General features: G+C 40.3%; 17 protein-coding genes and 1 pseudogene. 15 read left to right on the top strand and 3 right to left on the bottom strand.

Going from position 1 to position 14,215, the window contains the following annotated elements:
- Nucleotides 1-176: 176 nt before the first annotated feature.
- The 4 genes and pseudogenes from LI112_RS16660 to LI112_RS16675 all read left to right on the top strand — a co-directional run bounded on the left by LI112_RS16660 (nucleotide 177) and on the right by LI112_RS16675 (nucleotide 2,708).
- On the top strand, nucleotides 177-1,412 hold the full coding sequence (locus LI112_RS16660) for a M20 family metallo-hydrolase (RefSeq protein WP_129796102.1): 1,236 nt from the start codon (nucleotides 177-179) through the stop codon (nucleotides 1,410-1,412).
- A 194-nt stretch (nucleotides 1,413-1,606) separates the two neighbouring features.
- Nucleotides 1,607-1,825, top strand: a complete 219-nt coding sequence (locus LI112_RS16665) for an aspartate dehydrogenase (protein ID WP_227191111.1) — start codon at nucleotides 1,607-1,609, stop codon at nucleotides 1,823-1,825.
- A 98-nt stretch (nucleotides 1,826-1,923) separates the two neighbouring features.
- Nucleotides 1,924-2,355 (top strand): annotated as a pseudogene (locus LI112_RS16670) (MBL fold metallo-hydrolase); the annotation flags it as partial.
- Nucleotides 2,352-2,708 carry a VOC family protein gene (locus tag LI112_RS16675; RefSeq protein ID WP_005426079.1) on the top strand — a complete coding sequence of 119 codons (357 nt, stop codon included), beginning with the start codon at nucleotides 2,352-2,354 and terminating at the stop codon, nucleotides 2,706-2,708. The pseudogene LI112_RS16670 and the gene LI112_RS16675, both read left to right, overlap by 4 nt.
- Nucleotides 2,709-2,839: 131 nt before the next feature.
- Here LI112_RS16675 and LI112_RS16680 read toward each other — a convergent pair whose 3' ends face one another.
- Entirely contained in the window at nucleotides 2,840-3,676 is an 837-nt protein-coding gene (locus tag LI112_RS16680) for an AIM24 family protein (protein WP_227191112.1), read from the bottom strand.
- 376 nt (nucleotides 3,677-4,052) lie between these two features.
- Between LI112_RS16680 and LI112_RS18570 the strand changes: the two genes are divergently transcribed.
- On the top strand, nucleotides 4,053-4,268 hold the full coding sequence (locus LI112_RS18570) for a hypothetical protein (RefSeq protein ID WP_055066680.1): 216 nt from the start codon (nucleotides 4,053-4,055) through the stop codon (nucleotides 4,266-4,268).
- Between the two features lie 105 nt (nucleotides 4,269-4,373).
- Here LI112_RS18570 and LI112_RS16685 read toward each other — a convergent pair whose 3' ends face one another.
- Both LI112_RS16685 and LI112_RS16690 read right to left on the bottom strand, forming a co-directional pair.
- Nucleotides 4,374-4,889 carry a helix-turn-helix transcriptional regulator gene (locus LI112_RS16685; RefSeq protein ID WP_129796104.1) on the bottom strand — a complete coding sequence of 172 codons (516 nt, stop codon included), beginning with the start codon at nucleotides 4,887-4,889 and terminating at the stop codon, nucleotides 4,374-4,376.
- Nucleotides 4,890-4,991: 102 nt separating this feature from the next.
- Complete coding sequence (locus LI112_RS16690) at nucleotides 4,992-5,267, bottom strand: hypothetical protein (protein ID WP_005426088.1); 276 nt, start codon at nucleotides 5,265-5,267, stop codon at nucleotides 4,992-4,994.
- A gap of 339 nt (nucleotides 5,268-5,606) precedes the next feature.
- On the opposite strand from LI112_RS16690, the gene LI112_RS16695 reads away from it, so the two are divergent.
- From LI112_RS16695 to LI112_RS16740, 10 genes are all read left to right on the top strand, one after another.
- A complete protein-coding gene (locus LI112_RS16695; RefSeq protein WP_005426093.1) occupies nucleotides 5,607-5,957 on the top strand; it encodes an HIRAN domain-containing protein in 351 nt (116 codons plus the stop codon).
- A 38-nt stretch (nucleotides 5,958-5,995) separates the two neighbouring features.
- The gene (locus tag LI112_RS16700) at nucleotides 5,996-7,117 is read left to right on the top strand and encodes a hypothetical protein (protein WP_227191113.1); all 1,122 of its coding nucleotides are present in this window, start codon (nucleotides 5,996-5,998) and stop codon (nucleotides 7,115-7,117) included.
- 463 nt (nucleotides 7,118-7,580) lie between these two features.
- Complete coding sequence (locus LI112_RS16705) at nucleotides 7,581-7,991, top strand: peptide deformylase (protein ID WP_227191114.1); 411 nt, start codon at nucleotides 7,581-7,583, stop codon at nucleotides 7,989-7,991.
- A gap of 26 nt (nucleotides 7,992-8,017) precedes the next feature.
- Nucleotides 8,018-8,386 carry a VOC family protein gene (locus LI112_RS16710; protein WP_227191115.1) on the top strand — a complete coding sequence of 123 codons (369 nt, stop codon included), beginning with the start codon at nucleotides 8,018-8,020 and terminating at the stop codon, nucleotides 8,384-8,386.
- 10 nt (nucleotides 8,387-8,396) lie between these two features.
- A complete protein-coding gene (locus tag LI112_RS16715) occupies nucleotides 8,397-8,852 on the top strand; it encodes a YaiI/YqxD family protein (protein ID WP_227191116.1) in 456 nt (151 codons plus the stop codon).
- A gap of 39 nt (nucleotides 8,853-8,891) precedes the next feature.
- On the top strand, nucleotides 8,892-10,418 hold the full coding sequence (locus LI112_RS16720) for a DNA methylase (RefSeq protein ID WP_227191120.1): 1,527 nt from the start codon (nucleotides 8,892-8,894) through the stop codon (nucleotides 10,416-10,418).
- A gap of 15 nt (nucleotides 10,419-10,433) precedes the next feature.
- Nucleotides 10,434-10,847: a hypothetical protein gene (locus tag LI112_RS16725; RefSeq protein ID WP_227191117.1), complete on the top strand. Its 414-nt coding sequence runs from the start codon at nucleotides 10,434-10,436 to the stop codon at nucleotides 10,845-10,847.
- Nucleotides 10,848-10,901: 54 nt separating this feature from the next.
- Nucleotides 10,902-11,891, top strand: a complete 990-nt coding sequence (locus LI112_RS16730; protein WP_117639212.1) for a YafY family protein — start codon at nucleotides 10,902-10,904, stop codon at nucleotides 11,889-11,891.
- A 258-nt stretch (nucleotides 11,892-12,149) separates the two neighbouring features.
- Complete coding sequence (locus tag LI112_RS16735; RefSeq protein WP_227191118.1) at nucleotides 12,150-12,674, top strand: flavodoxin family protein; 525 nt, start codon at nucleotides 12,150-12,152, stop codon at nucleotides 12,672-12,674.
- 1 nt (nucleotide 12,675) lies between these two features.
- On the top strand, nucleotides 12,676-14,049 hold the full coding sequence (locus LI112_RS16740; RefSeq protein ID WP_227191119.1) for a GGDEF domain-containing protein: 1,374 nt from the start codon (nucleotides 12,676-12,678) through the stop codon (nucleotides 14,047-14,049).
- Nucleotides 14,050-14,215 lie beyond the last annotated feature (166 nt).

Raw genomic sequence — 14,215 nt, forward strand, 5'->3', positions numbered from 1 at the left:
TACTTGGCTCTGTAGAGCCATTGAGCAAGAAGCCCCCACTTCAAAATCAGAGATTAAGTGGTGGGAGCATGTCACGTGAGGAATGCCATACCCGATTATACGTAATGGGAGGTCGCGCAGGAGAAGAATACGGAGAAATATTGAAAGAAAACAAACTATGAAATGAGGTGACATTTATGATGAAAAACGAAGCGGGAGTAAGAATCGAAGAAATGCTGTGTCAGCTGGCCGATGCGACGCGCATCGACGGAGAGATCTGGCGTGCAGCGTATACTCTGGAAGACAAAATCGCGAAGAACATCCTGCGTGAGTGGATCGAGGATCTGGGGCTTGAATACAGAGAGGACGCGATCGGTAACGTGTATGGACGGCTTCCGGGGACAGAACCTGGAACCATACTGACGGGATCCCACCTGGATACCGTAAAGAACGGTGGAAAATATGATGGTGCACTGGGCGTTGTGACCGGTGTGGCAGCGCTGGGATACCTCAAACAGTCGGGCTTCGTTCCGAAACACAGCCTGGAAGTGGGTGGTCTGATGGAGGAAGAGGGCAGTCGTTTTCCATCCGGCTGTCAGGGGAGCCGCGCAATCTGTGGCACGCTGAAAGAAGAGGATCTCGAGGAGCTCAGCCGTGATGGCGTCACACTTCGTGAAGCACTGGTATCTGCCGGGTATCAGACGGAAGCGCTGAAAAATGTGAAACGTGACGATATTCGAGCAATCGTAGAACTGCATATCGAACAGGGACCGGTGCTTGAAAGCGAGCAGAAGCAGATCGGTATTGTGGACAGTATCGTCGGTATCGTCAACTATGAGCTGACCATTCAGGGAAGCCAGAACCATGCAGGTACCACCTCGATGCTTTTACGGCACGATCCTGTGGTAGCTGCTGCGGAATTTATCACAGAGTCTACCCGTCAGATGATGGCGCAGGCCCCTTCTGCCACCCTTACCTATGGCGCGATACAGGTATTTCCTGGAATGCAGAATGTCATTGCAGATCGAGTGAATCTGCTCATCGATCTGCGCGATGGTAGCAATGAGGAACTGCTTCAAGATGTGGTTCTTCTGAAACGTGCACTGGAATCCATCGAACGCAAGGGCTTTCAGACCCGGCTTCGACAGAATGACTGGCTGGAGTCCGTACAGATGGATCCGAACGTGATTCGGGTGATCGAGCGGCACTGTGAAGAGAAACATCTCGCGTATAAGCATATGAACAGCGGCGCCGGACACGACTCGATGGTATTCGGAAAGCATTTCCCGACTGCGATGATCTTCGTGCCGAGTATCGGAGGTATCAGCCATAATCCGGCAGAAGCCACCGCTGTAGCGGATATACAGACTGGTTTTGAACTGCTTTGTGACGTGTTAAAAGAATTATCAGCTCAAACCTTTTTATCATGGTAAGTTTTATTACATTGCTAATGATAATAAAGCCTTTAGTAAAGAACTGTTTCATATGACTGATACATATGTTATTGATGTGCAGGATCCAGGAAATGCATTGGATGCGCTGATGTTTGTACTTGCGATTGATGCAGAAAAATGTTCCAGAAATTAAATAATTGATCTTGTTACTGTAATTATTCGGAGGATGAAGCATGGGATTATTTAAAAAGAAAATCGTGAAAAAAACATATGATCGAGAACATATGAAACCAGTTATTCGTGCAAGCATTTGTACCGGGGAAGAAGTAGCAGGATTCAAAGACATACGGACCGGAAAAATCGAAGAGATCATGCTGATCAGATTGCTGGAGGACCTAGAAAGATTCAAAGAGATATATGAGATAACAGAGGAAATTGCAAAAGAATATTAGACATCTTCTGGGTCGTGGATGAACGCCAGGTATTCGTCTGTAAGCTTATAGGGAAAAAGGAGTTATTTTATAAAGGTGATGAAAATTACTTACTCATATATGTTTATCATAATCAGACTTATAATCTGGATAATGGCACCCAAGTCGATACATTGCTATCTAACGATAGTGGTGTAGCATTTATTGTCAAAACAAAGGAAGGTACCATTTATCATGCTGGTGATTTAAATGACTGGTATTGGGATGGTGAGCCAAAAGCTGATAACCAGAGACTTACTTCAGCATATCGTGCGGAGATCAGGAAAATCAAGGGTATGCATTTTGATGCTGCATTTGTCCCTTTAGGTCCGAGACAGGGAAATCACTATGCCGACGGGATCCTGTATTTCCTTAAAAATGTAGATTGCAATGTCATTTTTCCAATGCATTACTGGAATGATGCCAATGTAATTAAGCGGTTTATTACAGAATATCCGCAATATAAATCACGTATTAAAAACACAGAATGTGCAAAAGGAGAAGAATTATGAAGTTTAAGATGATTCACGAAAACTACAATGTATCAGACCTGGACCGATCTATTAAATTTTACAACGAGGCCCTTGATCTGCACGAAGTGAGAAGAAAGACTACCGATGATTTTATCATTGTGTATTTGAGCAATGATGTAAGTGATTTTGAGTTGGAACTTACCTGGCTTAAAGATCATCCACAACCATATAATCTGGGTGAATGCGAATTCCACCTGGCATTCCAGGCAGAGGATTACGAGGCAGCGCATAAGAAGCATGAAGAGATGGGATGCATTTGTTTCGAAAATGAAGCAATGGGAATCTATTTTATTGTAGATCCAGATGGATACTGGCTTGAGATACTGCCGTAAAGCTAGAGTATATTGGGAATTTTAAAATCACCTTCAGACTATAATAAAAAATAGTCTGAAGGTGATATCTTCAAATGTTGTTTCTCTTTGGAAGTGATTGTTTGTTGTTTACGTGAAAATGTGTTTTACGCTTATTTTCCAAATGTATTGCTGGATTTAGCTGCAGCCTTAGCTGCCATGGTGTTGGTGGACTCAAACAAGGAAGTTGTCGGTGCGACCGGACACATCAGTACCCGTCCTGTTCCGCGGTAAACATTTACCAGGCCTTCTCCACTAACCGCTGATCCCACAAGTGTTTTGGTTGATCGTTCTACGGTAAATTCAAGGTTTGATGACCAGCATACGGCAAGGTTTCCATCAATTTTCAGTTCATCATTTTCCAATATGACTTCAATCAATTCATCTTCGGGAACATTAGACTCCAGTGCAGCTACACCATTTCCCTGCAAACTCAGATTAAACAGACTTTCGCTACCTAATACTGCTGATGAAAGGTTCTTTCTGGCTACAACTTTACTTTTTACATTTGCATCACAAGCCAGGAACATGCCATCTTCAATTGTCATTCCGGCCGAACCCCATTTTCCAATGTCTGCAAGGATAATGTATTTGTATGTCGGTTCTAATACCAGGCAGCCTTCACCAACATATTCTGGTTTAACTGCGGTTTCTTTGGTAACCGCACCCTTGAGTGCCTTTCCAAGAAAATCTCCGATACCTTTTACACCAGATGTGGCTTGTACATTACCACCTATCCACTGCATGGAACCAGCCTGGATAACAGCTGAATGGTCTTTATCAATATCAATAACAACCTGTCTTCTTCTGACATTCATTTTACTCATGAAATACTCATTCATTGCATTCATAGGTGAAACGCTGGCATCCTGCACATATTCAAGCACATGGAAGTTTCCAATACTTTTCGCATATTTTCTGTTTTCATTTTGTAAGTTTTCAATTCGCATAGCATAATCTCCCTTTTAATAATAATTGTTGCTCGGATATGCTTATTATAAAAGAGTCAGCATAGATAGAAAACAATTCGTTCAGAGAAATATAAAGACAGAATTCTCAAAATTTGAGAAATATAAAGATGCAATTCCTCATGGTGGACGTGTATTGTGAAAAATAAATTTGTTATAGTGACAATATCAACAAAAAAGCAGAATGTAAATGGGGTGATCAGATGGAAGCAGCACAGAGAATTCGACTAATCCGGATAATAGAAAAGATGGAGAAAAATCCGATGTTCAGTAATAAACTTGGTATAAAGAACACATCTGAATATTTAGCAGAAAAAGAACAGAAAAAATGAAAGACACATGTCAGAAGGAGTAAAAAATGTTATCGTTATTATTTACAATTTGTATAATTTGGTTTGTTGGAAAATTTTTTGTTTTTGGGTTAAGAGCATCTTGGGGAATTATGAAACTACTTTGCACGGTTATTTTCTTCCCGGTGATATTGATAGGTATGGTTGTAGGTGGACTGATGTACATTGCTTTTCCATTATTGATCATTGGTGGCATTATAGCACTGGTGACGTCACATTCATAATGGATCAGGAGGAGAAAACAGAAAGTATCGTCAATCAATTACAGCGTATGTAAAGGAAAAGGCAATGAGTCAGAAATGGTTCATTGCCTTTCTTGGTGTTATGGATTATTTTAATTTTTCTTTTTCGGTATTTAAGAGCTCAAGATTAAGCCCCTGTTCTCCGGCGGTCTTATCTACCCAAAGATTCAAAGAGTCTATGGCTAAAGAAATTTCATCAAGTTTTTTACTGATATAAGCAAAATCTTTCATTTCATCATCGCTGATCTTACCGTCACGGGCAATCTGGATCAGACGACCAGTAAGAGGATTGATTTCATTCAAACTGGCAATTGTCTCCAAAATGATATTTGACAGATCGGTCACTTCTACTTCTGGAACATAACGATGGCCAATCTCGCATTTGTGAGAGCAATAATAATTGCAAAGCTCTGGTCTTTTATAGGCATCTGCCATCTGGAGGATATCATAAGGCGTAGGTTCTTGTGTTTCATATTCAAATTTTTCAATTTTTGAATCAGAGACAGCATCCATTTTTTCACTGGCCTCTGCTCTTGTAAGTCCTGCCGCTTCTCGGCAAAGCTGGTAAATTGTTTTGTTTTCCCTGGTGGATTGCTTACCCATGAGAATTTCCTCCCCGTATATCGACAAACATGAGGAGTATCAATATTTAAGTCCTCATGCAAGACGTGTATTTTTTGCATAGAGTTTATTATACTTGAATTATCAATTAACAACAAGGATTCCAGCAAGATCTTTCTTCATATGTGTAGAGTAAAGAGCGATGCGGTCATTCCCATAGAAACGAAAACAGGCACGGGCTGTATGGATAAATACAACTGTGTCATCCCAGTAAATAAGATCAGAGGAAATACAGGCACTGCGTAATTCTTCAACGAAGAAAGAGAGTTTACGTGAAAAACGTTTTTGAAGCTTGCGGACTTCCCTCTGGCATGCGTGAAGTTCATTTTTTTGTTTGTAAAAAGCCTCCTTGATATCCATGGCATCCTCCGAAAAACTATTTATTGGTAAGTTTCAAGATCTGTGCCTTAAGTTCAGCGTTCTCTTTTAGCAGGCGTAGGACTTCAGCCTTAAGTTCCTTGATCGTTTTAGGCATGCTGTAATCTTCCTGCGTAGGACCAGTTGGTTGTCGGGATTTTTGCACAGCCATTTATTGTAAGATGATAACATCAAAAAAGAAGAAAAATCCAAGGAGGACTGGCAGATGAAAGGTTATGATACAAGCAACGGATATATGGGATATGTAGAAGGCAAATACATTTTATTTGCCAGTGAACGGGAATATTTCGAGTTTATGGAAGATTAAGAGGAGGAAGGGCAATGAGTAAAATTTATTTCACACTGACAGGAACAAATCATTATTTCGGAAAAGAATTTCTGAAAAAAGGAACGAAGATCCGCTTAGAAAAAGAACCAGACAATGAGTATGACAAGGAAGCAATTAAAGTAATTTACGAAGGTCTGGGAAAAATCGGATATGTAGCGAACAGTTCTTATACAGTACTTGGAGATTCCATGAGTGCCGGAAGAATCTATGACAAAATCGGGAAGAAAGCAAAAGCAAAAGTGGTGCTTGTCACAGAGCACGGAACAATCTGCAGCATCAGCAAGAAGAGCCTTCTGGATAATCAAAAGAAGGTTAAGAAATCTGAAACAGAAGTTGAAGAATAAATTTCCAAGGTTATAAAAATGGTAGAAAAAGGTGATTTATGAGCAGAAAAAATATTTCATATGTAAAAGGTTATGAGCATTCAGATTTTACTGATTTGCTTAATGAATTACAAGGAAAAAAACAAAATATAGAAATGGCAGATGGAGCATTGGCACTTGATGCTCCATCATCAACGGAATCTGTCTGCTCATATGAAGAATCGGAAGAACGTCATCGTATTATGAGTGATCAGAGAATTAAATATCTTTATTCAAAGAAAGATGGCATTATTCACGATAAGCATTGTGATAATGCAAAAGATATTCTGGATGAAGATTTACTCTGGTCTGAAGAATATCTTCCGAAATTAAAACCGTGTCCTGATTGTATGATTCATGCTTACGTTATAGCCGGGGCAAAAGATCCAAAGGAGATAGAGACATATCTTGATTTTTTTGAGAGAACCAAAATGACAACAGAGCAGATCAGAAATATCTATGTTGAGAATGGAATGAAAACCAGGATATCTATAGACACTATGACAGTGTGGCATAAGGAAGATACGTGGAGAATAAAAAGCCTTCCAAAGAAAGGGCATGTGCAGCTTTACCACAATAATTATGCTGTGAGAGCAAACGGAGTACGAGAGTTTACTCAAGGGTTTCATATTCAAAGTCTTATGTGCGCAGATACCGATATCAGATATGTGCTGAACATAATTAAGAAATATGAATATAAACCAGAAGAATATGCATTACACAACGGTAAGTTAAATAAAGCTGAGAAAAAGAAAGCAAAACAGTGCCAGGTAGAAAAAATACAAAAGTTAACACTTTCATTAGAAGCATTGCTTGGCGAGAAGACAGCAGAACCAACATTATGGCAGAAAGTGAAGTCATATATATCCGGCTTATTTAGCAAGAAAACATTCTTTGAGTTGAATGACTTTCTGATGGTATCAGAGCAGGGATATCCCAAGAATCAGGCAATCTGTGTTTACATATGGAAAGATAAGAATGAACAGTTATTCTGGCAGACGGGTATCTATAATCAGAAACTGAAACAATTCTCAGTTTGTTATGGAACAGTGAGGTATGCGATTAATGGAGATAAAGTAATTGCTTGGAAAAAAATGAATGCAGATGCTGTGGCGTTAGAGATAACGGATCGCAGGAATTAGAAATAGTAATCAAAACCAGGGATAAAATGGGAAAAGAACAAATATTTTTACAGGGAGAGGTGATAGTGCAGAATGATAAGTATGTTTTACAGGAAAGATTCACTATAGAGGTTATATCTATGTTATACTTGAGTTGATGTTGAGTGAGAGTATTTGAATTGAATATAGCAGAACAAAATCTGAGAATAAAAGATAAATTTTCTGTATTATCAGTGGAAGTTGTACAGAAATAATAATGCGATATGTGTAAAGTATTTTATGAAACCGGAGGACAAATAAATGGCTGAAATTGAAAATAGCACCAGTTGTCGTTGGTGTTGCTCAGAAGGTGGCTAAGGATGAAAAAAACCAAGCTATTGATGTAGGAGCGAAGACTGTCGAAGGTTTTGTAAAAGCAATAAGAAAAAAATGAAATCCGAAAATCAAGATAGTGCACTTGGAAACGGAGGACAGGAGAAAGTAAATGGTAAAGCAAATTGTAAGAGATGTTTTCTTTTTAGGTCAGCCATCCGAACCAGCCACGAAAGCTGACATCCAGGTTGGAAAGGATCTGCAGGACACACTGCGGGCAAACCGGGAACGGTGCGTTGGTATGGCTGCAAATATGATTGGTGTAAAGAAGAATATCATCATTGTGAATATGGGATTCATAGATGTTGTGATGTTTAATCCGGTGATTGTTTCAAAGCATGACATGTATGAGACAGAAGAAGGCTGTCTGTCCCTTGACGGTGTTCGTAAGACAACCAGATACCAGAAAATTGAAGTAGAATATTATGACTTCAACTGGAAAAAACAGCGCCAGAAACTGTCCGGATGGACGGCACAGATCTGCCAGCATGAAATTGATCATTTGTCCGGAAAAATCATATAACCAAATCGGATTGTGAGGTGACGGATATGCTGAAAAACGTACTGATCGTGGTGGATGATATAGAAAAATCAATAGGGTTTTATAAAGACTTATTTGGACTGCAAGTGATTCTTAAGAATGAAGGTAATGTGATCTTATCGGAGGGACTTGTTTTGCAGGATGCCGACGTATGGGGGAAAACATTGAATGAAACTTCTACGCCATTCAATAACATGATGGAACTGTATTTCGAGGAATTTGATATAGATGGATTGCTTGCGAAATATGAATCTGGTAAGTATTCCGTCCGATATGTTACTAAATTGACAGAACTTGCAGGTGGACAGAAGCTAGTAAGATTGTATGATCCGAGTGGTAATCTCATTGAGGTTCGCACTCCATTCAGGTGTAATTAAAGGAGAGATTATGCAGATTTTTGTTGATGCAGATGCCTGTCCGGTAGTTGGTATTGTTGAAAAAGTTGCAAAAGAGCACAGTGTTCCGGTAACGTTATTGTGTGATACAAATCATGTGTTATCTTCTGACTACAGTGAGGTGGTTGTAGTTGGAGCCGGTGCAGATGCAGTGGATTATAAACTGATCAGTATTTGCCATAGGGGCGATATTGTTGTATCACAGGACTACGGTGTGGCTGCAATGGCACTTGGAAAAAATGCGTATGCGATTCATCAATCCGGGAAATGGTATACGAATGAGAATATTGACCAGATGCTTATGGAGCGGCATCTGAATAAGAAAGCACGAAGGGCATCCGGAAAGAATCACTTAAAAGGCCCAAGAAAACGAACAGCGGAGGATGATGAGCATTTCAGAGAATCCTTCGAGAAAATGATACATATGGCGATGGATAAGGAGAAGTAGTTAGAAACAGAACACAGGGGAATCAGGAGGTGTAGAATGATGGAAAAGGAAAGAACCTATATTGCAATCGATCTTAAGTCATTCTATGCGTCTGTGGAATGTATAGAACGAAATAGGGATCCTTTGACGACCAATCTTGTGGTTGCGGATAAAAGCAGAACAGAAAAAACAATCTGTCTTGCGGTATCTCCAGCCTTAAAGTGTTATGGGATACCCGGAAGGGCCCGTTTATTTGAGGTTGTTCAAAAAGTAAAAGAAGCTAACAGTGCCCGCAGGTGGAAGGCACTGAACAGAACATTTATTGGTTCTTCTGATGACAGTACAGAATTAAATAGCAATCTTGCACTGGAGATTGATTATATTGTTGCGCCTCCCCGGATGGCTCTCTATCTGGAATACAGCACCAGAATTTACAGCATTTATCTGAAATATATTGCGCCGGAAGATATTTTCCCGTATTCGATTGACGAAGTATTTATGGATGTAACGAATTATCTGCATACTTATAATATGACACCAAGAGAACTGGCGATGACGATGATACAGGATGTGCTGAAAACGACAGGCATAACAGCAACTGCAGGAATCGGAACAAATATGTATTTATGCAAGATTGCGATGGATATCGTGGCGAAGCATATTAAAGCAGATAAAGATGGTGTACGAATTGCGGAACTGGATGAAATGTCATACCGAAGGAAACTCTGGAGTCACAGACCACTTACTGATTTCTGGAGAGTCGGAAAGGGATATGCAAAGAAGCTGGAAGAATATGGCCTCTATACGATGGGAGATATTGCAAGATGTTCCATCGGAAAAGAGAATGAGTTATACAACGAAGATTTGCTATATAAACTGTTTGGCGTTAATGCAGAGCTGTTGATTGACCATGCCTGGGGGTATGAGCCCTGTACAATGGAAATGGTCAAGGCCTACAAACCGGAAATGAACAGTGTTTGTTCCGGACAGGTGCTTCATTGTCCCTATGATTTTGAAAAAGCAAAACTGGTTGTAAAAGAGATGACGGACCAGATGGTTTTGGATTTGGTGGATAAGAAGCTTGTAACGGACCAGATCGTGTTGACAGTTGGTTATGATATTGAGAATCTGAACAATGCCGACAGGAAAAAGCAGTATCATGGAGAGGTTACTATCGACCGTTATGGAAGAAGAATTCCAAAACACGCACATGGAACAACCAATCTGAAACAGCAGACTTCCTCAACAAAACTGATAACGGATGCAGTAACAGAGTTATATGACAGGATCGTTGATAGAAACCTGCTTGTCAGAAGAATCAATATCACAGCGAACCGGCTCGTGGATGAAAGTTCGGTAAAGAAAGAAGAAGTGTATGAGCAGCTGGATCTTTTTACGGATTATGAGACGCAAAGGAAAAAGCAGGAAGAGGAAGCGGCTGCGCTGGATCGTGAAAAACGTATGCAGGAAGCAATGCTCAGTATCAAAAAGAAATTTGGAAAAAACGCTGTGCTGAAGGGGATGAATCTTCAGGAAGGAGCAACCGCCAGGGACAGAAATGAACAGATTGGCGGACATAAGGCGTAAAGGAGTTGAAAGAGGATGAAAAATAATTCTTATGAAGATATCATCAATTTACCACATCCGGTCTCTAAGAATCATCCGCAAATGCCACTTTGGGATCGGGCAGCGCAGTTTGCTCCTTTTGCAGCCCTGACCGGGCATGATGCTGCGATAAAAGAAACAGCAAGATTAACCGATGAAAGATTGGAACTGAGCGAGGAAGTGATTGCTCAGCTGAATGAAAAAATCAATATAATCAGAAATAATATCGGTATAGAACAGAATGTATCGATAACTTATTTTATTCCCGATGCAAAAAAAGCCGGCGGATCCTATGTTACGTGCTCTGGTATTGTAAAAAAGATAGAAGAATACGAGCATACCATAATCATGACAGATCAAATGGTCATTCCAATCGAACAGATAATTGATATTAAATGTGAAGAGTGGTAAATGTGAAAATATTTCACTGGGAAGAGTGGAAACAGAAAATAGAGGTGATGTGTTATGGCTTCATTTGATCAGAAACTCCGTACGTTATATCTGATGGAAATCCTGCTGGAACGTACCGATGATGAACATATGTTGAATGCATCGGAATTATGCACGATTCTGGATCAGGAATATGGGATCAGTACGGACAGAAGAACAATTTATACAGAGATGGAGATTCTAGATAAATTCGGACTGGATATCCAGCAGAAGAAAGGCAAGTGCCCTGGCTATTATATTGGTGCCAGGGATTTTGAATTGCCGGAGTTGAAGCTTTTGGTGGATGCGGTTCAGTCTTCTAAATTTATTACGGAAAAGAAATCCAAGGAATTGATACAGAAACTGGAGAAGCTTTGCTGTAAGACAGATGCCGAAATGCTTTCCAGATATGTCTTCATTGTAAACCGGCCGAAGACAGAGAATGAAACGGTGTATTATAACGTAGATTATATTCACACGGCTATTTACGAAAATAAACAGATCAAATTTCATTATGCGGAATGGACAGTTAAGAAGGAGCTGAAATTTAAAAAGAATGGTGCTTTCTATGTTGTCAGTCCGTGGGCATTGACATGGGATGATGAAAACTACTATTTGGTTGCTTATGATGCAACAGCCGGAATCATCAAACATTATCGTGTCGATAAAATGCGTGATACTGAGATTATTGAGGCTGATCGTAAAGGGGAAGAGTCCTTCAAAAATTTTGATCTGGCTGCATTTGCCAAGAAAACGTTTGGTATGTATGGCGGTGTAGATGCGGAAGTCACACTGGAATGCAGAAATGAACTGGCAGGTGTCGTGATCGATCGCTTTGGTCATGGTGTATGGATGTGTCCTCATGGAGAAGATCATTTCAGAGCCAGAGTGTCAGTGGCGGTAAGCTCACAGTTCTTTGGCTGGATTACCGGTATCGGCTTCGGGATGCGGATTGTCGGACCGGAAGATGTACGGCAGCAGTATAAAGAGTACCTGCAAAGTGTGATTCAGAACTATATGGACTGACAAATTCCGTAACTGTTCACAGGTAATATCCCGCGAGGTGTTTTGCCATGAATATGGCAAAATCCCGAGACATACGGGGCAAAATGCCATCGCCGAAGGTGATTTGGAATGCATTTTGACCAAGTTACTGTGAACGGAGTGAACAGTAACGGAGAGAGAAAAAGAAATAATCGGAAATTTCGTTTTTATGATACAATTCATTATAGGAATGATATAATCATCATAGCATATAAAATTGTAAAAAACGGGAGGACGTATATGAAAATTATAATTATTAATGGAAGCGCCAGAAAAGGAAATACATTAACAGCAATCAATGCACTTATAAAAGGTGCTTCTGAGAAGAATGAAATTGAAGTAATCGAGCCGGATAAACTGCAGATAGCTCCGTGCAAGGGTTGTGGTGCCTGTCAATGCCATAAGGGATGTGTAGATAATGATGATACAAATCCAACAATTGATAAGATTGTAGCAGCTGATATGATTCTCTTTACAACACCTGTATATTGGTGGGGGATGTCGGCACAGCTGAAGCTTGTGATCGACAAATGCTATTGCCGTGGACTGCAGTTGAAAAACAAGAAAGTCGGTGTGATTGCTGTTGGAGGTTCACCGGTTGACAGCATACAGTATGAGCTGATCAACAAACAGTTCGACTGCATGGCTGATTATCTGTCATGGGATATGCTTTTTCAGAAATCATATTATGCCAGTGAAAAAACAGATCTTGCGAAAGATGAAAATTCATTGAAAGAACTGGAGGATATCGGAAAAAACTTATGATATGAAAAAGAGAAAACTTATAATTCTTGCCATCACGATAATCGCTGCGGCGTTATTGTTGGAAGGATTTATTCTAAAGTATGTTAATGACAAAAACTCAGACCGGACGTCAAAAGTACTTCTGGATCGTGTTATCACCGTACTCGATAAAAATGATGAGAGTGAAGAAGCGCTTATCAAATCGCTGAAAGACGATTATATAGTAAGAGCTAAGGCGGTTTCTTATATTATCGATGCAAAACCAGAGGTAGAATATGATGTCGACGAGTTACAGAAGATTGCGGCGTTGATATCTGTGGATGAGATACATTTGTTTGACACAAAAGGTTATATTTACAGCGGTTCTGTGCCAAAATATTTTGGTTATAGCTTTGATTCCGGAGAGCAGATGGCATATTTTAAACCAATGCTTAAGGATAAGAAGCTTACCATGTGCCAGGACGTTACGCCGAATACTTCCGAGGCTAAAGAAATGATGTATGCGATCACCTGGAATGAAGCGGGAAACAAAATGATCCAGGTCGGCATTGAGCCGAAACGCCTTCTTAACGAGGCCAAGCAGAATGAGGTTTCTAATGTAGTTGCGGATATGCCGGTTTACAAGGGAATGGAGATTCTGGTTGCGGATGCAGATACAAAGATCGTAGCCGGAGCTACAGACAGCAGCAAAATAGGACAGGAAATTGACAGCATTGATATGCGGAATTATCGGTGCGTGGAGAAACAGGGCGGGGCATATATTGTTGCTGTAATGGTAGAGGATTCTTATTATCTGCAGGGAAGTCTTTTTGCTATTCTTATAGTTGGAATATATCTGACTCTGGCTTCGTGCTGTATGGTATATATGCTGTCGAAGGTCATGAAAGAGAAGTACGAAAAGGAGAAATTCCGTTATACGTCGAATACGGACGAACTTACCCGATGTTACAACAGACGTGCATATGAGGAGGACATAAACAAGCTCGACCTTACTAAGGAGTGGGTGTATATTTCTATGGATATTAATGGACTCAAGAACGCTAATGATTCCTTCGGACATGCGGCAGGTGATGAGCTTATACGGGCAGCTGCGGATTGTATGAAGAACAGTTTCAGTAAACATGGCAAGGTATACAGAATGGGCGGTGACGAGTTCGTTGTCATCATTACAAAAGATATACCGCAGTTTGAAAACTTTCTGAGAGCATTTGAGCAGAGAGTGGAAAGCTGGCATGGAGAATTTGTCGAGTCGATGGCGGTTTCGTACGGATATGTCTTCAGTTCGGAGCGCAAGTGGAACAGCATATTTGATATTTCAAAAGCTTCAGATGAAAGAATGTACGAGAGTAAGAAGCAATACTACACCAGAAGTGGAATGGACAGAAGAGGACAGTAAAATCAGAGAAATCGAGTGGAGAAATCCATTCGGTTTCTTTTTTCTGCCACCGGGGACAGTAAAGGAGCCAAAAACACCGTCCCCATATTACTATTACAGTTTCTGAAATAGAAAAAGGGGCTGTCGCACTAAGTAATTAGTGCGCAGCCTCTTTTTGGTGCAAAAA

The organism is Blautia sp. 210820-DFI.6.14 (assembly GCF_020558815.1).
Classification (GTDB): domain Bacteria; phylum Bacillota; class Clostridia; order Lachnospirales; family Lachnospiraceae; genus Blautia_A; species Blautia_A obeum.